A 22,592-nucleotide genomic window follows, 5' to 3' on the forward strand; every position below is an offset into this window, starting at 1 on the left:
TTTCTCGCAATCCGAATACACGGACCGACGAGGAATAAATTGGCATTTGACAAGTGCACGCTGTTGAGTTCTCAAGGAACGGACGCACCCACAGGAAACAGTCTTCCGACCTACCCGTGAGGCAGTTCACTAGATTGCCGATTCGGCACGACCGACAGCACGAAAACTCCGGAAGGAGATGTTCTGCTGGGGATGTGTGCCGATTGGCAGGATCCCAACTGTAGACCAAAGAGTCGAAACTCTCAACATCTGGTGTTGGGGGGTGGTTCGCTACTTGAGGGGCTGCGGGGCCTTTCGGCCGCTCCGCTCTCCCCTGTGGGGCGAACAAGTAATAAGTTACGCGGGAACGGCCGACCCGTCGAATCCAGCCGCTCCCCGGGCGTGTCGCGCCCCCGGGGCCGCGGAAGGATGCGGGTTCTCAGGCGAAGCGGTCTGCTCCGCCCCATCCCCCGACCCACGCCTCCACGTGGGGCTCCGGCCCCACCGCGTGCGTTCCGTCGACGATGACGGTGCGTACGTGATGCCCGTCACTCATGTCCCAGCGGCGTCGGCGCTGGAGCGCGCGTCGACTGATCGCGTGGCCCAGCGTCGTTCCCTCGGGCGACACCAGTTCCACGGTGCCGACCGACGCGCCACTCAACACGGCGATCGCACGGACCAGAGGCTCGGGGTCGAGCACCACCACCGGTACACGCAGCTCGAGCACGACGCGGACGTCGTCCTCCGCCTCGGCGGACACACGGGGGTCCTGGCCCAGCACCGCCGACTCGCGCGCGGCATCCGTCACCACTCGTGCACGGGGGAAGGCGACGAGCAGGGAATCGACGCAGACGAACGCCGCAGCGGTCCCCACCCCCGCGGGTAGGCGCACCTCGAGGTCGGGCGCAGCCGGCAGCAGTCCTCGCGCGGACGACCCGTCCACGGGGATCAGCGATGCGAGACGCAGGGTCTGCTCGTTGCCCGCGCGACGGTGGTCGGCCGATTCCCGGCCGGCCCAATCCGGGCCGTCGTGCCAGGCGATGGCATCCGGGACGTGCGCGAACACCGCGCCGGCCTGCCACGCACGATGCGCCCACTCCCAGTCCTCGCCGCCGTACGACGAGAACGATTCGTCGAACCCCCCGGACTCCGCGAAGAAGCTCCGCGAACACGCGAGCACCGCGCTGATGACGTAGCGGTAGGAACGGTCGTCGGCGTCGAGCAGGTTTCCGCTGCGCGCATAGGCGTCGCGCAGCCATGCGGGCTCGTCGAGCTCTCGCGCGGGAGCCACCTCCGCGATCGGAGCGTCGAGCGGGGCCTCCGAGAGGTCGGCGTGGCGGCGGCGTCCCACGGTCACCGCTTCGGGGAGCAGTGTCGGCAGGCGCACCATCTTGCGCACGTAGTCGGGCTCGGGTGTCGTGTCGGCGTCGAGGAAGCACAGCACCTCGCCCGTGGCGGCCGCGACCCCGAGGTTGCGGGCCGCCGCGGCGCGGAACCCGCGGTCGTCCTGCCGGACGAGACGGACACCGGCGGGGACGGCGGGCTCGTCGGGGGATCCGTCATCGGCGACGATCACCTCGAGCAGATCGGCCGGATAGTTCTGCGCGCCGAGGGCGAGGAGGGTGCGGGCGAGCTCGGCGGGCTGGTCGTAGTGGGTGACGATGACGCTCACCCGGACCGGCTCGGGCTCGCGGTGCGCGAGCAGATCCCACCGGTTGCCCGGCACCCACGGCATCCGGTCGTTCCATGCGCCGGTCGGCGACTCGCTCACGCGCTCGCCTGCTTCCACCAGTCGAGGTAGGCACGCGCGGCGTCGGCGCGACCGTAGGGCACCCGGTCGAGGCCGTGCCAGGTGGACCCGGGATCGGCGCGCGCGGCCGAGACGGCAGCCGCGAGGGCGTCGGGCTCGACGGGCGACAGGGTCCCGGGCCGCAGGGCGGCCATCTCGTCGACGTAGCGGTTGCGCACGGCGAGAGGGCGGCGACCCCATCCGATCCACGACGCGAGGGATCCGGATGCCGAGACGTGGCGATGCGCGATCACCGGCACCGCGACCCGGCCCACGCGCGTGGCCATGTCGACATCGTCGAGCCACCCCGTGACCTCCACCCGGACTCCGCGATCCGCGGCGCGCCGCTCGAAGGCGGCGAGGTCGTCGGCGTGTCCGTCGGAGGCGCGACCGAGCACGGTGAGGCGCGTCATGCCGGCCTCGACCGCGGCGTCCAGCGCCTCGTCGTGGCCCTTGCCGGGATAGAAGAAGCCCAGGACACCGACCGAATCATCGAGGGGCCCGGCCGAGGTGTCCGAGGGGGAATCGACGGGAAGCGGCACGACCGCGACGGGGCCGTTCCACACCCCCTCTTCACGCAGCAGCTCGCGCTCATGGGCGCTGTTGACGACCACGCCGCGCGCGGCCTCGACCACCGCGCGGTAGAACGCCCGGCGGCGCGGGCGGTTTTGCTCCCCATCGGACTCCTGCGGCACGTCGTGCAGGGTGACGGTGAGCGGGTGGCGGGAAGCGAGGGCCTCGACGGCCCGCGCGGCGTCCTCGGGCGAGGCGCCCCAGAGGCGGTCGGTCACGTGCGCGTGAACGGGCGTCCCGCTCGGCAGTTCGGCGAGAGCATCGGGCGTCACCGTTCGCGTCGACGGCTCCCGTCGCACGACCTCCGCCGCGATCTGCCGGGCGTAGACGGCGACGCCGTGCGGCCCCGGGGGCGCGAGGAGCACGGGCGGGGCGGCATCCGGAACCGAAGACGTCGCGGTCACGCCGCAGCCGCCCAGGTGCGCAGGAGCGGGGTCATGCGCTCGACGACGGCCGCGAGCAGGGCGGGATGCGCGGCGTAGTACGCCGATTGCGCGTCGCGCACGGCCTCCGCGGACACACGCTCCCCCGCGACGATCCAGTCGGGCTCGGGAGCGTCGTCGAGATCCCACGCGTCGACGACCCACGACTCGAGGGGCGCGCGCACCGACGCGAGGATCGGGCGGCCGGGGTCGACGACCCGGCCCGGGCGGCCGAGCGCGGCCACGATGCGTTCGCCCAGGGGCAGGAACAGCGCGTTGCCAGGGTGGTTCACCGTGCGGGCGAGGTCGGAGACGACGGGCGAGAAGAGGTCGGATGCCGAGACGTCGAGCCCCATCGCCTCGCGGCGGCGCAGTTCGGCGATCGAGGCGTCGGCGATCTCGCGGACGGTGCGCGCCGGAAGTCGCGGGGGCACCGCGATCCCCGCCGCCGCAGCGACCGTGCGCACGTCGTGATACGCCACGATCGGCGGATCTTCGGGGAAATCGGGGAGGCGCAGCACCGCCTGGAAGGGATGCAGGCCGGCGAAGCGCACGGCCGGGACGGTGACCGTGCGGGCCCCGGACGGCAGGGCCGCGCGCAGCTGCGCGGTGCCGAGCGGGAGTCCGCGGTAGTCGTCGCGGATCGGCTGGACCACCAGGAACGCCGCCTCGGCCAGCAATGCGTGCAGGCGTTCCGCGTCGGCCGCGCCGAGTTCGTGCACCGCCGGCACGCGGATCGCCGGCAGCCCGTCGGAGGAGATGACAAGGCGCAGCGACTCCGCCTGGCAGTTGCCCACGACGAGCCCGAAGCCCGCGGGGGGAGCCGCGTCGCCGAAGAAGGCGGCGTAGTGCGCCCGGCGCGCTATCACCGCGTCGCCGTGATCCGCAAGGCTGTGCAGCCCCGGCCTCTCGCCACCCATGATGAGGAACGTATCCGTCGGTGCCATCGTCGTCACAACCGCCCCGTTGCATTGCGATGTGCCTGGTGATGCGGTACGCGCATCCCTACGCACGCAACGCCACGAGGAGGAGAAGATCGTCGCCACCACCGTCCCCCCGGTTCGAGTCGCCGCCGTTCCCTCGGCCCACCCTTACGTCACCGCCGTCGCCGACCCCGCGCACGTGCACCTGCTGGCGGATCCGCCGCCGCCCGGCGCTCCGGCCGGGCAATGGTGGCCGCCCCAGGTGCTGCTGCCGACGTGGCTCGAGCAGCACGCCGCGGAGTTCGACCTCGTGCACGTGCACTTCGGCATCGAGTCGTACCGCCCCGACGAGCTCGCCGACACCGTCGCAACCCTGCGCCGCCTCGGAAAGCCGCTGGTCTACACGGTGCACGACCTCGAGAACCCGCAGTTGAGCGCCCAGGAGGAGCATCGCGCCTCGGTCGCCGTGCTCGCGGAGGCCGCGGACGAGCTCATCACCCTGACCGACACCGCCGCGGAGGAGGTCCGCGCGATCGCGCACCGCTCCCCCACGGTCATCGCGCACCCCACGCTGCTGGGCGAGGCTGAGCGGCCGATGGGCACCGCACACGATCTGACGCGGGTGGGCGTGCATCTGCGCGACCTGCGTCCGAACATCGACGGCGTCGGCACCGTCGCCACCCTCGTGCGTGCGATCGCGGACCTGCGCGCGCAAGATGCGCGCGTCGAGGGCGTCGTGCGGATGAACGAACGCGTCCGCGACGACGAGGCCGCGGCATCCATCGCCCTGCTCGCCGAGAAGTGCGACGGCGTGCGGGTCGAACGCGGTCCGCGGCAGGACGACGACGAGCTCTCGACGTGGCTCGCCGACCTCGACGCGTGCCTGCTTCCCTACAGCCACGGCACCCAGTCGGGCTGGGCGGAACTCTGCTACGACCTGGCCGTTCCCGTGATCGGCACGCGCGTCGGTCACATCGCGGCGCAGCACCCGGGCGACTTCCACACCTTCGGCGTCGGCGATCCGCTCTCGCTCGCCCGCGCCATCGTCGGCGCGACCGATCCCGCGTGGTCGACACCGGGCTCACGGCGTCGCGCCGCCGAGGTCGAAAGGCGCCGAGCCGACCGCCTCACGGAGTGGGCGGCGGTGCGCGCGGCGCACCGCGAGGTCTACCGACGGGCTCTCTCGGCGGAGGTGGCCGCGTGATCCGCGGGCAGCGACCGCTGCGCGTGCTCGTGGTCGCACCCTCGCGCTACGCCCTGCGGCAGCCGCACGCCGGCGGACTCGAAGCGGCCGTCTGGGATCGCGTGCGCTGGCTGCGCTCCCGCGGCCACGACGTGACGCTGTGCGCCGCCGACGGCTCGGACTTCCTGGGCGAGACCGCGGAGTTCCGCCTGCCGACCCCCGAGTGGACACGGCCCGAAGACGCCTCCGACACCGACTACCCCAGCGGCTACGCCGACGCGGTGGACGCCGCCTTCGCCGTCGCGCGGGACCGCCTCATCGCCGACCGTCACCTGTACGACGTCGTCGACAACCACAGCCTGCACCCCGCTCCCATCCGCTGGAGCCGCGAGGCCGACATCCCGGTCGTCACGACGCTGCACACCCCTCCGCTCGAGCCTCTGCTCGAAGCCGCCGCCGACGTGCGCGACAGCTCGCATCGATTCGTCGCGGTGAGCCAGGCGACGGCGCGGGCGTGGTCGGTCGAAGGGGTCGACGCGTTCGTGTTCCCCAACGGCGTCGACACCGAGCAGTGGACCCGTGGCGCGGGCGGGACCTCGTGGGTCTGGACGGGGCGCGTCGTGCCCGAGAAGGCGCCGCACCTCGCCATCGAGGCCGCCCGCGAAGCCGGAGCGCACATCGTGCTGGCCGGCCGCATCGGCGACGTGGACTACTTCGAGCAGGAGATCGTTCCGCGCCTGGGAGTGCACGCGCGGTACGTGGGACCGCTGCGGCAACCGGATCTCTGCCGCCTGGTCGGCTCGTCGGCCGTCGCCCTGGTCACCCCGATGTGGGAGGAACCGTTCGGTCTGGTGATCGTCGAGGCCCTCGCGACGGGGACCCCCGTCGCGGCGTTCGACATCGGCGGGGTGTCGGAGGTGATCGCCGGAATCCCCGGCGCCATCACCGTCACCGCCGGGGACGTCGTGGCCCTCGCCCAGGCCGCTGCTCATCTCGCCGCCACCGGTGCACGCGAGCCGCTCACCCGCGTGTGGACGCGTCGCGCCACCGTGCGGCAGCACTCGCTCGCGCAGCGCCACCGCGAGGTCGAGCGCGTGCTCGCCCACATCGCGCAGCCGGTACCGGCGCGCCGCGTGCCGGCGGTGTCGTGGTGATCGGCTGGTACGTCCACCACCACGGATACGGGCACGTCGCCCGCTTCCTCGCCGTCTCACCGCACCTGCACGAGCCCGTCGTGGCGTTCTCGTCGATGCCGCGGCCGGCGGGCCTGTCGCCCGAGGTCGAGTGGATCGAACTGCCCCCGGACGCCGATTCGTTCGAGGACGCGGACGGCACGATCGTCGATCCGCGTCACGCCGAGCCGACCGCCCGCGGACACCTGCACTGGGCCCCGCACGGGCACCCCGGGCATCGCGCGCGCTTGGCGGCGATCGCGGCCACCGCCGATGACCGCGACCTGCGCGTGCTCGTCGTCGATGTGAGCGCCGAGGTCGCGGCCTTCGGGCGCCTGCTCGGACTGCACACCGTCGCGGTGACGCAGCCCGGCGAACGCACGGACCTTCCGCACGCCCTGGCCTACGCCCTGGCCGACCGCATCGTCGCGCCCTGGGCCCACGGCGCCGTCTCGACCACGGGACTCGCGGAGCACGCCGACCGCGTGATGTGGACCGGTGGGATCTCACGGTACGACGGCCGGCCCGACGACGGCGCCCGCGACGAGCGATCCGTGCTGCTGCTGGGTCGAGTGCTCGACGACGACATCCGCGAAGAGGCGACCGACCGCCTGCGCGCCCGCGGGTGGGAGGTCACCGCGATCGGGCACGACGAGGCCTCCCGCATCGACGACCCGTGGCCCCTGCTCACGCGCAGCACCGTCGTGGTCAGCGCGGCGGGCCAGAACAGCGTCGCCGACCTCGCGGCATCCGGATCTCGAGCCGTCGTCATCTCGCAGGACCGACCGTTCGACGAGCAGCACCACACCGCCGACGCCCTCGGCCGATGGGGGCTCGCGCGTCGCGCCGATCAGACCGTCTCGGCCGACGACCTCGTGACCCTCGTCGAGAGCGCCGCCGGCGACGACCCCGACTGGGCGCTCTGGCAGGTCGCGGGAGCCGCCCGGCGCATGGCCTCGGCCATCGAAGCGGTACTGCCGTGAAGACGGCCGTCATCACCGTCGCCTCGGCGGCGCGGCAGGAACACCTCGAACGACAGCGACGCGTGCTGGCGGAGGTGGCGGACGACATCGTACGGGTCGAGGCGTGGCTCGACGAGACGCCCCCGACGCAGGTTCCGGATGCCGACACCCTCACGCTGCACGTGCCGCCGGGGCCGCACGGAATGCGCGTGGGCGAAGGGCGCAACCGCGCCGCCGCACGGGCCCTGGAAGCGGGTGCGGAACTTCTCGTCTTCCTCGACGTGGACTGCCTGCCGGGTCCCGACCTCCTGCCCACGTACCGCGCCGCCGCGGCCGCGCACCCCGACGCGATCCTGGCCGGAGCCGTGACGTACCTGGCGAGCGTGCAACGCCCGGAGTCGGCATCCGACCTGCCGTTCCTCGTACGCCCTCACCGGGCGCGACCGGCCCTGCCGTCGGGGTGGACGCGACCCGCGGCCCCGCCGGAGTACGACCTGTTCTGGTCGCTGTCGTTCGCGGTGGCACCCGCGACCTGGGCCCGGATCGGCGGCTTCCACGCCGACTACGAGGGCTACGGCGCCGAAGACACCGACCTCGCCTGGACGGCTCGCGACGCCGACGTCGAGATGCACTGGGTGGGCGGGGCCGATGCGTTCCACCAGTGGCATCCGGTGTCGTCTCCCCCGTGGCAGCATCTCGACGACATCCTGCGCAACGGTGCGACGTTCCACCGCCGATGGGGGTCGTGGCCGATGGGCGGATGGCTCGACGCCTTCGCCGCGGCCGGGGCGATCGAGCGCCGCGGCGACGAGTGGGTGCGCACGGCCTGAGGCCTGCGGGGTGTCCACGACACCCGGAGTGCCGGGAGACCCGGACCGGGTGTCGTGGACGCTCAGCGGTGTGTGCGAGGCGCCCGCCGCCCCGCTCCCCACACGGATCGCGGGGCGCGGGACGGGGCGGGAGCCGGGACGCGACGGGCAGTCAGGGCGTCAGGCGCGACGCAGCCAGACCGTCGTCTCGCCCGGCAGCGTGTCGCCGTCGAGCGCGCGGCTCGACACCAGCACCTCGCCGGCGGGCAGGGGCGCCGGCTGGTCGCCGAAGTTGGTCACCACGGTCCAGCCGTTCGGGCGCTCGAACGCCACGACCTCGTCGCCGGCCGCGTCGACCCACGTGAGCTGCTCGTCGGTCTGCAGTTCGTGCCGCAGACCGAGGGCGCGGCGGTAGAGCGTGAGGGTGGACGCGGGGTCGCCGTCCTGCAGATCGACGGCGTAGGTGGCGAACCAGTCCGGTTGCGGCAGGTGCGCCCCGCCCTCTCCGAACCCGAAAGCGGTTCCCGACTCCGACCAGGGCAACGGCACGCGGCATCCGTCGCGTCCCTGATCGATTCCGCGGCTGCGGAAGAACGTCGGGTCCTGGCGCTGGTCGTCGGGGATCTCGGCCACCTCGTGCAGGCCGAGCTCCTCGCCCTGGTACAGGTACGCGGAGCCGGGCAGGCCCAGCACGAACAGTGCGGCCGCGCGCGCACGGCGCTCGCCTCGCTCGGCGTCGAGGGTCGGCGACTGCCCACCCGAGAGCAGCCACTCGTTGCCGTGCTTGAGCGTCGGGCGCCCGTCGTCGCCGCGCTCGGCGTCGGGAAGGCCGTACCGCGTGGCGTGACGGACGACGTCGTGGTTCGACAGCACCCACGTGGTCGACGAGCCCGAGGTCGCGGCGAGGGCGAGGTTGTCGGCCACGATCGGGCGGAACTGGCGCGCGTCGAAGTCGGCCTCGAGCAGGTCGAAGTTGAACGACTGGCCGAGGCTCTCGGCGCTCGCGTACAGCGGCACGCGCGAGGGGTGCACCCACGCCTCGGCCACGGCGGTGCGCGGCGGGTCGTACGAGTTGAACACCGCGCGCCATTCGGCGTAGACCTCGTGCACGTCGTCGCGGTCGAGCAGCGGGTGGTTCCCATCGATCGGCATCGCGTCGAGCTCGGCCTGCGAGGGCAGGGGCTCGCTGAGGTCTTTGGTGAGCATGTGCGCCACGTCGATGCGGAACCCGTCGACGCCGCGGTCGCTCCAGAACCGCAGGGTCTTCACGAAGTCGGCGCGCACCTCGGGATTCGACCAGTTCAGATCGGGCTGCGAGACGTCGAAGTTGTGGAAGTACCACTGGCCGTCGGCGACGCGCTCCCACCCGGATCCGCCGAAGACCGACACCCAGTCGGTGGGCGGCTCGGCCCCGTCGGGTCCGGTGCCCTCGCGGAAGATGTAGCGCTCGCGGGCGGCCGACCCGCGGCCGGCGGCCAGGGCCTCCTGGAACCAGGCGTGGTCGTTCGAGGTGTGGTTCGGCACGATGTCGACGACGACGCGGATGCCGTGGGCGTGCAGCTGCGCGATGAGCTCGTCCATGTCGGCCAGGGTCCCCAGCCGCGGGTCGACGTCGCGGTAGTCGGCGACGTCGTAGCCGCCGTCGGCGAGGGCCGAGGGGTAGAAGGGGCTGAGCCAGATGGCATCCACCCCCAACTCGGCCAGGTACGGAACGCGCGAGGTGATGCCGGGGATGTCGCCCAGGCCGTCGCCGTTCGTGTCGGCGAAGCTGCGGGGATAGACCTGGTACACGACGGCCTGGCGCCACCAGTCGGGGGCGTCGGAGAGTTCGCGAGCGTGTGCGGACGGTGCTGCGGTGGTCACGGTTGTCCTTTCGAGGGAATGGTCGGTCAGCCCTTGACGGCGCCCTGCGTGACGCCCGCCATCACCCAGCGCTGGGTGAAGAGATAGGCGACGATCGCGGGGGCCATGGCCATGAGGTACGAGGCGAAGGCGACGTTGTAGTTGTTGGAGAACTGCGTCTGGAACAGGTTCTGACGCACCGGCAGTGTCTGCAAGGCCGGGTCGCTGATGATGAGCGAGGGCATCATGAAGTCGTTCCAGGCGTAGAGGAAGGCGAAGATGCCGACCGTCGCGCTCATCGGCGCCAGCAGCGGGAAGATCAGCTGCCAGAACGTCTGCCACGTGGTCGCGCCGTCGATGCGCGCGCTCTCTTCGAGCTCGAGGGGGATCGAGCGCAGGAACGCGGTGAACAGCAGCACGCTGAAGCTGAGTTGGAACATCGTGGCGAGGATGATCACGCCCAACGGGTTGTCGAGCCCGACGCGACCCGTGAGCTGGATCTGCGGCAGCGCCACGACCGGGAACGGGATGAACATCGCCGCGAGCAGGTAGAAGAACGAGTAGCGGAAGAGCTTGCGATCCCAGTTGCGGGCGATCGCGTAGGAGGCGAAGGCCGCGAGGATGATCGTGGCGACGACGGTGCCGGCGGTGACCAGCAGCGAGATCGCCAGGCCCACCGGGAACTTCGTCAGCGTCCACGCCTGGACGAACCCGTCGAAGCTGATCGGCGACGGGAACGAGAAGGCGTTGCCGTCGACGACCTGGGTGCCGCTCTTCAGGGCCATCGAGACGGTGACGTAGAGGGGCAGCAGCACGGTCAGGGCGCACAGCACGAGGATGGTCGTCGTGGGCCAGTTGACGCGCTCCATGCCGACGCGACGCGAGCGGCGGCGCGAGGGCTCGGTGCCCGCGGGCCCCTGACGCTCGGGAAGGGTGAGCTCCGCCTGCTCGACGGCGAGGGCGGGCTGGTTGAGGGCGGTCATGACAGGGTGTTCCTTCCCCGGGTCAGCGAGAGCTGCAGGAGCGAGATGACGACGGCGACCACGAAGAAGAGCGCGGCGTTGGCCATCTGGTAGGCGTAGTCGCCTCCGTTGAATCCCAGGATGATCGACATCGCGACGCTGCGGGTCGCGGTGCCGGGGCCACCGCCGGTGAGACCGACGATGATGTCGTACGCGTTCAAGAAGCCCTTGAAGCCGAGGATGACGTTGATCACGACGTACCCGGCCACCAGCGGCAGCGTGATGCGCAGCAGCTGCTGGGTCTTGCTCGCCCCGTCGAGGCCGGCGGCCTCGTACACGTCGCCGGGCACCGCCAGCAGACCCGCGATGTAGATCAGGAGCGTGCCGGGGATGGCCTGCCACGCGGTGACGATCACGATCGCGACCCATGCGAGGTCGGGGTTGGCGAGCAGGCTCGTCTCGAGCCACGGGATGCCGAGGGCCGCCCCCGCCTCGGGCACCGAGTTGCTGAACAGGAAGTTGAAGACGTAGGCGATGATGATGCCCGAGATCACCATCGGGATGACGAAGACCGTGCGCAGCGCCTTCTTGAAGCGGATCTGCGCGGTCAGCCCGACCGCGAGCAGGAACGCCGCGACGTTGACGACGATCACGGTCGCGACCGAGAAGCCGAACGTGAACAGATACGCCTGCAGGATGGCCGGGTCGCTGAAAATCGCGATGTAGTTGGTGAGCCCGGTGAAGTTCCACTCCCCCAGGCCGATCGAGTCGGTGAAGCTGAAGAAGATGCCGATGAGACCCGGAACCGTGATCGCGAGCGTGAACAGCACGAGCGTCGGCAGCAGGAACAGGTAGTAGATCGGCTCGACCCGACGGGAGCTGCGACGCGCTGTCGCCTTGCCTCCCGTGACGATCGTGGTGGTGGTGGTCATCGCGCGGCCTCCTCGCCAGCGGCATCGTTCGTCGAGGCCGGGGGCTGGCGGAACGCCAGGCGCGACCAGTCCTCGTCCATCGTGCGCAGGGTGGCCTCGGGCGAGGCGCCGAAGATCATCGCCTGGGCGTAGTTGAAGGTCGGGATCGTCTTGGGCACCAGGACGGAGGCGCCCTGGTAGATGCGCCCCTCGTCGTAGTACGGGATCATCCCGGCCACGCGCGGGTCGCTCGGTGAGGGGGCGTCCGTGGTGGGGGCGAACCCGAGCTGCGACTCGTTGTAGGCCTGGATGATTTCGGGCTGGTAGAGGTACTCGAGGAAGTCGCGGGCGGCATCCTGATGGCGCGATGCCTCGGGGATGATCGCGGCGAGGTCCATGTTGACGCGCACCTTGAGGTCGGCCGGGTCGTCGGTCATGGGCAGCGGGAACGTGCCGACGGCCAGGTCGGGCGCCGTCTTGGCGATCTCGCCGAGCGCCCACGGTCCCTGCAGGTACATGCCCGCCTCGCCCTGGGCGAAGGCGAGGTTGCCGTCGCCGTAGGCCCGGCTCTCGGCATCCGGATTCGTGTAGTTCTGCGCCAGCTCGAGCATGCGGTCCATGGGCTCGGTGAAGTCCTTGCCGAACGAGACGGGCGAGTCGGGTCCGACCTCGGCGCCCTCGCCGGCGAGGCCGTCGAAGAAGTCGATGACGTCGAGCGAGCCGCCCACGGAGTAGTCGTACCAGCCCTGCGCGACGGTCCAGTCGTCTTTGAAGGTGCCGTAGAACGGGGTCACGCCGTTCTGTTTCAGGGTCTCGGCGACCTGGATGAGCTCGTCGTAGGTGGTGGGCACCTGGAGCCCGAGCTGGTCGAAGATCTGCGTGTTGTAGATGACGGATGCCGCCATCACCGAGTACGGCAGGGCGCTGGTGCGACCCGCGCACGAGCCGTACTGGTCCATGAGCGGCTGGAGGTCTTCGCGGACGCTCGCGGCGGCCGCGGTGCCGCTGAGATCGCTGAGCGCGCAGCGCTGGACGAAGCGGGCGACCTCGTAGTTGTAGTTGGCGAGCATGATGTCGGGCGGGTTGCCGCGGACGAAGCTCGCCGACACGACGTCGACACCCGAGCTGTCCATCTCGACGCGCACCTCGTCTTGAGAGGCGTTGTACTGCGCGACGACGTCGTTCATGAACGACAGCGCCTCGCGCTTGCTGAAGGTGAAGCGGATGGTCTCGCGCCCGTCGGCCGAGCATCCCGCGAGCAGACTCGCCCCGAGCACCCCCACCGCGGTCGCCGCGAGCCATCGTCGCCCGGCTCTGGTCTTCGTCGACACCTGGTTTCCTCCTCCGCCGCACTGCGAATATGTTGTATCAGCGACTAAATCTAGTCGCCAAATCAATGTCGTGGAGGCAGTATTGCATCGGGACGCAGGCCGGTCAAGAGCACCGGGCGCGACGCGACAGAGGGGCGGATGCCGATGGACGCCGTGACCGCCACGCCCTCGCTGCGTCGGCACAGCCTCGACGCCGTGCTGCGCCACGCGTGGGATGTCGACGCCTTCACCGCGAGCGATGTGATCGCGACCGTCGGGGTGACCCGGTCGACGGCGATCGACGTGCTCGACGAGCTGACGGCCCGACGACTGCTGGCCGAGATGCCGAACGCCCGCGCCGTCGGGGAGTACTCCAAGGGCCGGCCCGCGCGACGCTTCGCCTTCCAGCCCGGCTCCGGCGTTGTCGTCGGCGTCGACGCCGGTCGCGGGCACGTGACCGCCACCGTGGCCGACCTGCGCGGCGCGACGCTCGCGACCTCCCGCCTGGCCGTCGACCCCGAACGCGACTCCCCCGAGCGACGCCGACGCGCCGCCGAGACGATCGTCGACGCGACCCTCACGCGCGCGCGACGCGAGAGGAGCGACATCGTCGCGATGTGCGTCGGGGTGCCCGCCCCCGTCGACCGTCACGGACGCTCGCCCGTGCACCACGACCGGTTCTGGGAGCGCATGAACCCCGGCTTCGTCGACACGTTCCAGGCCTGGTCGCCGGTCGTCCGCGTGGAGAACGACGCCTCTCTCGCCGCCGTGGCCGAGCGCGCACGGGGAGCCGCCGTCGGCTGCGACGACTTCGTCGCCCTGCTCGCCGGGGAGCGCTTCGGCGCCGGCGTCCACCTCGACGGCCGCCTTCTGCGCGGAAAACACGGCGGCGCCGGTGAGACCGTCGCCTTCGACCGTGTCGAGGGCGTGGGCAGCGCCGAGGGGCTCGCGCCCCGCTGCGTCGACGCGGCGCGGGCGGCGCTCGCCGACGGCAGCCTTCCGGCCGACAGCGCGCTGCGCGGGATCGACCCCGAGTCCCTCGACGCCAAGACCGTGCTCGACCTCGCCGCTGCGGGGGACGCCGGGGCGCTCGCCATCGCCCGTCGGGTGGGCGGGGCGCTGGCCGGCGTGGTCGGCATCTTCGGCAGCCTCTTCGACGTCGACCGCGTGATCGTCTCGGGAGCGATCGCCGCGGGCGCGGGTCCCATCATCGACGCCGCGATCGCCGCCCTTCCGCGAGCTCTCGACCTGCCCGCCCCCGAGATCGTCGCCTCGGCCCTCGGCGCCGACATCGTCTCGATCGGCGCCGTCGCCGCCGCCGTCGAGGCGGCGCGCGAGAACGCCCTCGATCTGCCCGTCTTCGCGCTGCCCGAGGATCGCGTGCGGGCCTGAGTCACGGCATCCGGAACGACAGGACAACCCCCGCGGCGCGGATCGCGCGGACGGATAGCGTCGAGGGGTCCGGTCCGATCCCCGGGCAGGTGGAGACCCCATGCCTTCGTGGCCCGAACACGTCATGTGGTGGCACGTCTACCCGCTCGGCTTCGTCGGCGCACCGATCCGCGACGGCGAGGGGCCGGATGCCGAGATCGTGCACCGTCTGGGCCGGCTCGACCCCTGGCTGGACCACGTCATCGAGCTCGGCCTGAACGGGCTCCTGCTCGGACCGGTGTTCGCGTCGGAGACCCACGGCTACGACACCGTCGACCACCTGCGCATCGACCCGCGACTCGGCGACGACGGCGATCTCGACCGGTTGCTCGCGGGGGCTCGGGAGCGCGGCATCCGCGTGTTGTTCGACGGGGTTTTCAACCACGTCGGGCGCGCGCACCCCGCGTTCCGGACCGCGACCGAGGACGGTCCGCAGCTGTTCCGCGGGCGGTGGGTCGACGGACGGTTCGAGGCCGAGGTGTTCGAGGGGCACGGCGCGCTCGTCGCCCTCGACCACTCGTCGCCGGCGGTCGCCGACCTCGTGGTCGACGTGATGTGCCACTGGCTCGAGCGCGGGATCGACGGGTGGAGACTGGATGCCGCGTACGCGGTGCCGCCGGAGTTCTGGGCCGCGGTGCTTCCGCGGGTGCGCGAGAGGTTCCCCGAGGCGTGGTTCGTCGGCGAGGTCATCCACGGGGACGGCCCCGCGATCGTGCGCGCCTCGACGATGGACTCGCTGACGCAGTACGAGCTGTGGCAGGGCATCTGGCACGGCATCGCCGACGGAAACCTCTTCGAACTGAGTCACGCGATCGAGCGGCACGACGAACTGCTCGCCACCTTCGCGCCGCAGACGTTCGTCGGCAACCACGACGTCACCCGCATCGCCTCGGCCATCGGATCCGATCTCGTGCCGCACGCCCTCGCCGTGCTTTTCACTGTCGCGGGGACCCCGTCGGTCTACGCCGGCGACGAGTTCGGGTGGACCGGGGTGAAGGAGGAGCGCGAGGGCGGCGACGACGCGGTGCGGCCGGAGTTTCCGGCATCGGCCGCGGAGGTCGGCGAGGTGGACGAGCGGATCCTCGAGACGCACCGCGCGCTCATCGCGCTGCGCCGCCGCAAGCCGTGGCTCTGGCGCGCGCACACCGACGTGGTGGAGGTCGCCAACGCCGCGATCGTGCTGCGCACCGCGGTCGGCGACGACGCGGTCGTGGTGGCGCTGAACATCGGCGACGAGGCGGTGTCGGTGCCGGCCGCCGACGCGCGCACGGTCGTCACCGGTGACGGCACTCTCGCCGACGGGCGGGTCGAGCTCGGCCCGCGCGGGTGGGCGGTGCTCGAGGGCTGAGTCCCTGCGCTGACAGCAAGGTCCCTGAGTCGACAGCGAGGTCCCTGAGCCGACAGCGAGGTCCCTGAGCCGACAGCGAGGTCCCTGAGCCTGTCGAAGGGACCGGGACCCAGACGACCGCGGACGCTTCGACAGGCTCAGCGACCGCGCTTCGACAGGCTCAGCGACCGCCCGCCGGGACCGGGACCCGCAGACGACCGCGGACGCTTCGACAGGCTCAGCGACCGCGCTTCGACAGGCTCAGCGACCGCGCTTCGACAGGCTCAGCGACCGCTCACCGGGACCAGGACCCGCAAACGACCGCGGACGCCTCGACAGGCTCAGCGACCGCGCTTCGACAGGCTCAGCGACCGCGTCAGGCGCCGGCGCGGAAGCGGTGCTCGGGGCGACCGGTGCTGCCGTACCGCAGGCTCACCTGCACGAGCCCGCGTTCGGCGAGCGCCGTGAGGTGGCGCTGCGCCGTCGCACGCGAGACCCCGATGCGCTCGGCCACCTCGGTCGCCGACGCCTCGTCGGCGCCGAGCGCGGCGAGCACGGTCTGCTCGGTCGCCGACCGCGCGAGCGAGGGTCCGTCGCGCTCGCCCCGCATCGCGGCGGCTGCCCGATCGATGTCATCCTGCGAGAGCGGGCGCGGGCTCGACAGTAGATTGCGGTAGCGCGCGAAGCGGTCGAGGCGGTCGGCGAGCACGCGCGTGTCGAACGGCTTGACGAGATAGGCCAGCGCACCGGCCGAGAACGCGCGGCGCACGGTCGCGGCATCCGTCGCCGCCGACAGCACGAACGCGTCGACGTCGAGCGAGCGCACGAGTTCGATGCCGTCGCCGTCGGGCAGGTACACGTCGGCCAGCACGAGGTCGGGCGCGTGCGCGGCCACCGCGGCGCGAGCCTCGCCGACCGTGCGCGCCGGTTCGAGCGCGACGAAGCCCGGCCGCGCCGCCACCGCATCGCGGTGGAGCCCCGCCACGCGGAAGTCGTCGTCGACGACCAGAACCCGGATGCCGTTCACTCGCTGATTCCCTCTCGCTCGCTCGTCCCGCCCCGCACGCCCGGCAGTCTTGCCGCAACCACCGCGCCGTGATCACCGCCCCCGGCGTCGACCACCCACACCTCGCCGCCCCGGCGTCGGGCGAACTCGCGCGAGAGCGGGAGTCCGATACCCAGCCCGTGCACGGCATCGGAATCGTCTCCGCGCTCGCGCGGCGCGAAGATCGCCTCGACGTCGGCTATGCCCGGTCCCGTGTCGGCCACCGTCAGCACGACCGCGTCGGCGTCGTCGAGCACGCTCACCTCGACCCCACGGGGTTCGGGAGCGGATGCCGCCGCCGTCACGGCGTTGTCGATGAGGTTGCCGAGCACGGCGACCACGTCTTCGACGTCGTCGATGGGCGCGCTCGAGAACGTGTCGTCAGCCACGCGCAGGGCGACCCCGCGTTCGCGCGCCGACAGCGCCTTGGCACCGAGGAACGACTGCAGCATGGGGTCGCCGACGAGCTCGATGCCGGGCACGGCCCAGTCCACCGATCCGCGGTCGACGAGATCGGCGAGGAACGCGCGTGCTTCGTCGATGCGTCCGGCGTCGAGAAGGCCCACCGCGGCGTGCAGGCGGTTGGCGTTCTCGTGGCGCTGCACGCGCAGGGCATCGCCCATGGCGCGCACGCTGTCGAGACGGCCGGACAGGGCGATGACGTCGGTGCGGTCGCGCAACGTCGCCACCCGGCCGAGTGTCCGCGTGCCGCGGCGCACCGGACGCACGTCGAGGAAGACCACGCGATCTCCCAGCGGGAGCCCGCTCGACGCACCCGGTGCCGACAGGGCGGCGACGACGGCGGGCGGGAGCCCGAGCTCGTCGAGGCGGTGGCCGACGGCATCCGTGATCCCGAGAAGCCGCTCGGCGGAGGGCGTGCACACCCGCACGACACCGGCGTCGTCGAGGGCGAGCACTCCCTCGTCGGCGCTCTCGAGCACGGCGGTCTGCGTCTGCACGAGCGAGACGAGTTCTTCGGGCTGGACGCCCAGGGTCAGTCGCTCGAGCCGTCGGCGCATGAGCAGGGCGACCACCGCCCCGATCGCCACGGCGAGCGCCACGGCCACCGCGATCCCGCCGATGAGGGCAGGGAGGTCGTCGAACACGCTCGCGCGCTCGAAGCCGACGCTCACCTCGCCCACGGGCGCTCCCCCGCCGGGCGGATAGACCGGCACCTTGGCGCGGGCCGATTCGCCCAGCGTCCCCGTCTCCCACGTCACGACCTCGCGCCCGGCGAGAGCGTCGGCGAAGCTCGTGCTGACCACCTCGCCCAAGCGATTCGGATCGGGATGGGCGAGGCGGATGCCGTGGTCGTCGGTGATCACGACGAACAGGCCCTGCGTGCGGGCGGTCACATCGGCCGCGTACTGCTGCAGCGCGCCGCCGCGGAGGTCCGCGGCATCCGGAGTCCCGGGATCGGCCGAGTACTGCGCCACGCGCTCGCGCACCTCGGGCGCCTCGGCCACGGAGCGGGCGATGTTGAGGGCGGAGGAATCGGCCTCGGCCTTGAGCTGCTGCACGCCGAGCCAGGCGAAGACGGCGGTGCAGACGACAACGACCACGAGCTGGGTGGCGATCTGCACGAGGAGCATCCGCGTGGCGAACCGCATGCGCACCTCCTCGCTCGTCGTCTTCGGCGCACGGGGCGGCGCGCACGGCTCTGTGCGCGAAATGCGCAGAACACACGGTACGCGCATAACGCCCCGCAATGCGAGCAAGCGCGCGGCCGAGCACCCCGCGTCCGTAGTGTCACCGAATCGACGGCGCGCCCCGTGCCGGCATCCACGACGAAGGAGTCGCGATGACCCCCCTGATCCTTGCGGCCGAAGCCGAAGAGTACGCGGTGGCCTACACGCCCGCCGACGGAGTGCTCGTCGCCCTCGGCTTCCTCATGGTCCTGTCGTTCATGGCGCTGATCATGACGCGGCGCATGACCCCGATGGTCGCCCTCATCATCGTGCCCACCGTGTTCGGCCTCATCGCGGGCGCCGGCTTCGGCCTGGGCGACATGGTGATCGACGCGATCGGCAAGATGGCCCCCACGGCGGCCCTGCTGCTGTTCGCCATCATGTACTTCGGCATCATGATCGACGTCGGACTGTTCGACCCGCTCATCCGCGTCATCACGCGCTTCTTGGGCGACGACCCGGCCAAGATCGTGCTCGGCACGGCGATCCTCGCCGGCGCGGTCTCGCTCGACGGCGACGGCTCGACCACCTTCATCATCACCACCTCGGCGATGCTGCCGCTCTACCTGCGCCTGGGCATGAGCCCCGTCGTGCTCACCTGCGTCGCGGGCCTCATGAACGGCACGCTGAACATCGTGCCGTGGGGTGGCCCGACCGTTCGCGCCGCCACCGCCCTCGGCCTGCAGCCCACCGACGTCTTCGTGCCGATGATCCCCTCGCTGCTCGCGGGCCTGGTCGTCTCTCTCGCCTTCGCCTGGTTCCTCGGCCTGTCGGAGCGCAAGCGCCTCGCCGGCTCGATCGACACCGCCAAGATCGACGGCCCGGGAGGCTTCGGTCGCCTCGGCGCCCCGAAGATCTTCCGCGGAGCCGAGCACAAGCCCGGCGCCCTCGCGTCGCTGCGCACCGGCAACATCGTCACCGTCCGCGGTGGCGGGGCCGCCGTCGCCGCCCCGCAGCTCGTCGAGGCCGCCGACACGGCGATGGCCGACACGATGCTCGACCCCAACCGCGCGACCCTGCGACCCAAGCTCATCTGGTTCAACCTCGCGTTGACCATCGCGGTCATGGTGCTGCTGGTGCTCGACCTGTTCCCCCTGGCCTTCGTGTTCATGGTCGGCGCCGCGATCGCGCTCGTGATCAACTTCCCGAAGCTGCGCTCGCAGGCCGACGAGATCGTCGCCCACGCACCCAGCATCGTCGGGGTCGTGTCGATGGTGCTCGCGGCCGGCGTGCTGGTCGGCGTGCTCAACGGCACGGGCATGGTCACCGCCATGGCCGACTGGATCACCCAGGTCATCCCCGCGTCGATGGGGCCGTTCCTCGCCGTCATCACGGGTGTGCTGTCGATCCCGTTCACGTTCTTCATGTCGAATGACGCGTTCTACTTCGGCATTCTCCCGGTGCTGGCCGAGAGCGCGGCGAACTACGGCATCGCCCCGGTCGAGATGGCCCGCGCCTCGATCACCGGTCAGCCGGTGCACCTGCAGAGCCCTCTGGTCCCCGCGATCCTGCTGCTCGTCTCGCTCGCCGGGGTCAACCTCGGCGACCACCACAAGAAGGTGCTGTGGCGCGCGACCGTGGTCTCGCTGGTGATGCTCGCGGTCGGCGTGCTCGTCGGCGCGGTGCCTCTGCTGGGCTGAGGCCCGAATGCGACGAGACCCCGGATGCCATGGCATCCGGGGTCTTCTCGTGGGAACGACTCAGCGCGCGGGCGGGGCCGAGGCGCGCACGATCAGGCGCGTCGGCAGGGGCGTGCTCTCGGTGACGGTGTCGGGCTCTTCGACGAGCAGCAGCACCTTCTGCATGAGGATCTCGCCCAGAGCGGCGAAGTCCTGCCGCACCGTGGTCAGCGAGGGGTAGACGAACGCGGCCTCGGGCACGTCGTCGAAGCCGACGACGCCGATGTCTTCGGGCACCCGCAGGCCCCGCTCGCGCAGGGCCGACAACACGCCGATCGCCATGTGGTCGTTGGCGACGAAGATCCCCTCGCCGGGGGCGAGGTCGGCCTCCGACGCGATGCGGTAGCCGCTCGCCGCCGACCAGTCGCCGTGCACGGCCGGGGTCGACTGCGCGCGCGCCGCCGCGACCTCGTCGCGCCATCCGCGCAGACGCTCGACGGCATCGGGGTTGCGGGCCGGGCCGGCGATGTGGCGCACCGTGTCGTAGCCCGCCTCGAGCAGGTGGCGCACCGCTCCCCGAGCCCCGCGGTACTGGTCGATCGCGACGAGGCGCGGGTGCGGCCGGGCGCTGCTGGCCGAGGCGACGACGGGGATGTCGATGTCGAGGGCCTGCACTGCCGCGAGCACCTCGGTGTCGACCACGACGAGCACGATGGCATCCACTCGCTGCTTCAACAACCCGTCGATGGCGGTGCGCACCGCGGCCACGTCGTTCTGCGGCGAGCTGATGGCGTCGACGTTGTAGCGCGCCGCGCGGGCGGCGAAGTTGAAGTTCGTCGCGATCGACGACGGGCCGTAGTCGACCGTGCCGGGGGTGACGAGGCCGATCGTGCGCGTGCGCCGCGTGACCAGCGCGCGTGCGGCCGGCGACGGGCTGTACCGCAGCTGCGCGATCGCCTGCTCGACGCGCGCGCGGGTGGCGGGGCGCACGTTGGGCATGTTGTTGAGCACGCGCGACACCGTCTGGTGCGACACCCCCGCCAGGCGTGCGACGTCGAAGATGTTGGCGGTGCGGGAGGTCTTGTCGTCAGCCACCGTCACCCGCTTCCGGGGTGGTGTGACCGGCGACGAGTGCGAGCAGCGCGTCGGAGGTGAGATCGGCGGCCGGCACGATCTGGGCGAGCTCGCCGTCGCGCATCACGGCCACCAGATGGGCCACGCGCAGCACCTCGTCGAGCTCGGCGGAGATGTAGACGATCGACAGGCCGTTGTCGCTGAGTTCACCGACGAGGCGTTGGATCTCGGCCTTGGCGCCGACGTCGATGCCGCGGGTCGGTTCGTCGAGCACGATGAGGCGCGGCGACAGCGCGAGGAGGCGCGCGAGGAGCACCTTCTGCTGGTTGCCGCCCGACAGCGTCGAGACGGGACGATCGATGTCGGCGGGGCGGATGTGCAGCGCCTCGACCCAGCTCATCGCGAGCTCGCGCCGCCGCGCCGTGCTCAGTCGGTGGAACACGCCCCGCTGGGCCTGCAGCGCCAGGGTGATGTTGTCGAGCACGCTGAGGTCGCCGATGACCCCCTCGGTGCGCCGGTTCTCAGACGAGTACGCGACGCGACACCGGATCGCCTCTCGCGGAGTCGACAGGCGCACCGGGTCGCCGTCGATGCGCAGCTCGCCGGAGTCGGGGTGGTCGACGCCGGTGAGTGCCCGCGCGAGCTCGCTGCGGCCGGAGCCCAGCAGGCCCGCCACCCCGATCACCTCTCCCTCGGCGATGTCGAGGTCGGCGCCGCGCAGGCGGGGTCCGGATGCCATGCCCCGGGCGCTCAGCACGGTGGGGCCCTCGGCCGGGTCGGTGGAGCGCTGCCCGAGCGGGGCGAGCGCCTCGGCGGTGGCGCCGAGCATCTTCTCGACGAGATCGATGCGCAGGAGTTCGCGCGTGCCGTACTCGCCGACCAGGCGTCCTCCGCGCAGCACCGTCACGCGATCGCAGATCTCGTAGACCTGGTCGAGGAAGTGCGAGACGAACACGATCGCGATCCCCTGCGCTTTGAGGTCGCGAATGACGCGGAACAGTTCGGCGACCTCGTCGGCATCGAGGCTGGAGGTGGGTTCGTCGAGCACGAGCACGCGAACGTCGGTCGAGACGGCGCGGGCGATCGCGACGAGCTGCTGCACCGCCAGCGGGTGCGACGACAGCACCGAGGCCGCGTCGATGTCGACGCCGAGCGCCGCGAGCGCCTCGTCGGCCCGCTGCCGCATGGCCCGGTGATCGATGACGCCGAAGCGGCGCGGCTCGCGGCCGAGCGAGATGTTCTCGGCGACGGTCAGGTTGGGCAGCAGGTCGATCTCTTGGTAGACGGTGGAGATGCCACGGGCCTGCGCGTCGGCCGGCGACGACAGCCGCACGACGCGGCCGTCGAGCGCGATCTCGCCGGCGTCGAGGCGCAACGCCCCCGTGATCGCCTTGATGAGGGTCGACTTGCCGGCGCCGTTCTCGCCCATGAGCGAGTGCACCTCGCCGGGCAGCAACCGGAAGTCGACGTCGGCGAGGGCCGATTCGACCCCGAAACGCACCGTCGCTCCGCGCACCTCGAGGAGGGGCGGAGCGACGGCGGACATGGGGTCAATCATGCCCGCGCCGCAC

18 protein-coding genes are annotated in these 22,592 nt (G+C 71.7%); 7 read left to right on the plus strand and 11 right to left on the minus strand.

Features of this window, described 5'->3' with window-relative positions; genetic code table 11:
- Positions 1–418: 418 nt before the first annotated feature.
- From LPW41_RS14275 to LPW41_RS14285, 3 genes are read right to left on the minus strand one after another with little or no spacing between them, the layout of a single operon-like run.
- Positions 419–1,750 carry a glycosyltransferase family 2 protein gene (locus tag LPW41_RS14275; RefSeq protein ID WP_230705193.1) on the minus strand — a complete coding sequence of 444 codons (1,332 nt, stop codon included), beginning with the start codon at positions 1,748–1,750 and terminating at the stop codon, positions 419–421.
- Positions 1,747–2,745, minus strand: a complete 999-nt coding sequence (locus tag LPW41_RS14280; protein WP_230705194.1) for a glycosyltransferase — start codon at positions 2,743–2,745, stop codon at positions 1,747–1,749. The genes LPW41_RS14275 and LPW41_RS14280 overlap by 4 nt, the downstream gene beginning before the upstream one ends.
- Positions 2,742–3,710, minus strand: coding sequence for a WcbI family polysaccharide biosynthesis putative acetyltransferase (locus tag LPW41_RS14285; RefSeq protein ID WP_230705340.1), 969 nt, complete (start codon positions 3,708–3,710; stop codon positions 2,742–2,744). The genes LPW41_RS14280 and LPW41_RS14285 overlap by 4 nt, the downstream gene beginning before the upstream one ends.
- A gap of 31 nt (positions 3,711–3,741) precedes the next feature.
- Between LPW41_RS14285 and LPW41_RS14290 the strand changes: the two genes are divergently transcribed.
- The 4 genes from LPW41_RS14290 to LPW41_RS14305 are packed head-to-tail and all read left to right on the plus strand — an operon-like array spanning position 3,742 to position 7,833.
- Positions 3,742–4,890: a glycosyltransferase gene (locus LPW41_RS14290; RefSeq protein ID WP_230705195.1), complete on the plus strand. Its 1,149-nt coding sequence runs from the start codon at positions 3,742–3,744 to the stop codon at positions 4,888–4,890.
- Positions 4,887–6,023: a glycosyltransferase gene (locus tag LPW41_RS14295; protein WP_230705196.1), complete on the plus strand. Its 1,137-nt coding sequence runs from the start codon at positions 4,887–4,889 to the stop codon at positions 6,021–6,023. Before LPW41_RS14290 ends, LPW41_RS14295 begins: the two co-directional genes overlap by 4 nt.
- Complete coding sequence (locus LPW41_RS14300) at positions 6,017–7,024, plus strand: hypothetical protein (RefSeq protein ID WP_230705197.1); 1,008 nt, start codon at positions 6,017–6,019, stop codon at positions 7,022–7,024. Before LPW41_RS14295 ends, LPW41_RS14300 begins: the two co-directional genes overlap by 7 nt.
- A complete protein-coding gene (locus tag LPW41_RS14305) occupies positions 7,021–7,833 on the plus strand; it encodes a glycosyltransferase family 2 protein (RefSeq protein WP_230705198.1) in 813 nt (270 codons plus the stop codon). Before LPW41_RS14300 ends, LPW41_RS14305 begins: the two co-directional genes overlap by 4 nt.
- 159 nt (positions 7,834–7,992) lie before the next feature.
- Here the strand turns inward: LPW41_RS14305 and LPW41_RS14310 are convergent, their stop codons facing one another.
- The 4 genes from LPW41_RS14310 to LPW41_RS14325 form a co-directional block, all read right to left on the minus strand.
- Positions 7,993–9,675: a glycoside hydrolase family 13 protein gene (locus LPW41_RS14310; RefSeq protein ID WP_230705199.1), complete on the minus strand. Its 1,683-nt coding sequence runs from the start codon at positions 9,673–9,675 to the stop codon at positions 7,993–7,995.
- A 26-nt stretch (positions 9,676–9,701) separates the two neighbouring features.
- Positions 9,702–10,523, minus strand: coding sequence for a carbohydrate ABC transporter permease (locus LPW41_RS14315; RefSeq protein WP_144784729.1), 822 nt, complete (start codon positions 10,521–10,523; stop codon positions 9,702–9,704).
- A gap of 110 nt (positions 10,524–10,633) precedes the next feature.
- Positions 10,634–11,548 carry a carbohydrate ABC transporter permease gene (locus LPW41_RS14320; RefSeq protein WP_144784467.1) on the minus strand — a complete coding sequence of 305 codons (915 nt, stop codon included), beginning with the start codon at positions 11,546–11,548 and terminating at the stop codon, positions 10,634–10,636.
- On the minus strand, positions 11,545–12,858 hold the full coding sequence (locus LPW41_RS14325) for an extracellular solute-binding protein (protein WP_230705200.1): 1,314 nt from the start codon (positions 12,856–12,858) through the stop codon (positions 11,545–11,547). Before LPW41_RS14325 ends, LPW41_RS14320 begins: the two co-directional genes overlap by 4 nt.
- 144 nt (positions 12,859–13,002) lie before the next feature.
- Between LPW41_RS14325 and LPW41_RS14330 the strand changes: the two genes are divergently transcribed.
- The gene (locus LPW41_RS14330) at positions 13,003–14,229 is read left to right on the plus strand and encodes an ROK family protein (protein ID WP_230705201.1); all 1,227 of its coding nucleotides are present in this window, start codon (positions 13,003–13,005) and stop codon (positions 14,227–14,229) included.
- 100 nt (positions 14,230–14,329) lie between these two features.
- Positions 14,330–15,616, plus strand: a complete 1,287-nt coding sequence (locus LPW41_RS14335) for an alpha-amylase family glycosyl hydrolase (RefSeq protein ID WP_230705202.1) — start codon at positions 14,330–14,332, stop codon at positions 15,614–15,616.
- A gap of 355 nt (positions 15,617–15,971) precedes the next feature.
- Here the strand turns inward: LPW41_RS14335 and LPW41_RS14340 are convergent, their stop codons facing one another.
- Positions 15,972–16,622, minus strand: coding sequence for a response regulator (locus LPW41_RS14340; protein ID WP_230705203.1), 651 nt, complete (start codon positions 16,620–16,622; stop codon positions 15,972–15,974).
- On the minus strand, positions 16,619–18,250 hold the full coding sequence (locus LPW41_RS14345; protein ID WP_230705204.1) for a sensor histidine kinase: 1,632 nt from the start codon (positions 18,248–18,250) through the stop codon (positions 16,619–16,621). Before LPW41_RS14345 ends, LPW41_RS14340 begins: the two co-directional genes overlap by 4 nt.
- A 191-nt stretch (positions 18,251–18,441) precedes the next feature.
- Between LPW41_RS14345 and LPW41_RS14350 the strand changes: the two genes are divergently transcribed.
- Positions 18,442–19,968, plus strand: a complete 1,527-nt coding sequence (locus LPW41_RS14350) for a CitMHS family transporter (protein WP_144834673.1) — start codon at positions 18,442–18,444, stop codon at positions 19,966–19,968.
- Positions 19,969–20,028: 60 nt separating this feature from the next.
- On the opposite strand, the gene LPW41_RS14355 is transcribed toward LPW41_RS14350, so the two are convergent.
- Both LPW41_RS14355 and LPW41_RS14360 read right to left on the minus strand, forming a co-directional pair.
- Entirely contained in the window at positions 20,029–21,042 is a 1,014-nt protein-coding gene (locus LPW41_RS14355; protein WP_230705205.1) for a LacI family DNA-binding transcriptional regulator, read from the minus strand.
- Entirely contained in the window at positions 21,035–22,567 is a 1,533-nt protein-coding gene (locus LPW41_RS14360) for a sugar ABC transporter ATP-binding protein (RefSeq protein ID WP_230705206.1), read from the minus strand. Before LPW41_RS14360 ends, LPW41_RS14355 begins: the two co-directional genes overlap by 8 nt.
- Between the last annotated feature and the right edge of the window lie 25 nt (positions 22,568–22,592).

The sequence above is a fragment of the Microbacterium sp. JC 701 genome, from assembly GCF_021026215.1.
GTDB lineage: Bacteria > Actinomycetota > Actinomycetes > Actinomycetales > Microbacteriaceae > Microbacterium > Microbacterium algihabitans.

Coding starts and splice junctions, on each gene's coding strand:
- LPW41_RS14285 (WP_230705340.1), bottom strand. CDS start 3,710: ATGGCACCGACGGATACGTTCCTCATCATGGGTGGCGAGAGGCCGGGG.
- LPW41_RS14315 (WP_144784729.1), bottom strand. CDS start 10,523: ATGGAGCGCGTCAACTGGCCCACGACGACCATCCTCGTGCTGTGCGCC.
- LPW41_RS14320 (WP_144784467.1), bottom strand. CDS start 11,548: ATGACCACCACCACCACGATCGTCACGGGAGGCAAGGCGACAGCGCGT.
- LPW41_RS14330 (WP_230705201.1), top strand. CDS start 13,003: ATGGACGCCGTGACCGCCACGCCCTCGCTGCGTCGGCACAGCCTCGAC.
- LPW41_RS14335 (WP_230705202.1), top strand. CDS start 14,330: ATGCCTTCGTGGCCCGAACACGTCATGTGGTGGCACGTCTACCCGCTC.
- LPW41_RS14345 (WP_230705204.1), bottom strand. CDS start 18,250: ATGCGGTTCGCCACGCGGATGCTCCTCGTGCAGATCGCCACCCAGCTC.
- LPW41_RS14350 (WP_144834673.1), top strand. CDS start 18,442: ATGACCCCCCTGATCCTTGCGGCCGAAGCCGAAGAGTACGCGGTGGCC.
- LPW41_RS14360 (WP_230705206.1), bottom strand. CDS start 22,567: ATGTCCGCCGTCGCTCCGCCCCTCCTCGAGGTGCGCGGAGCGACGGTG.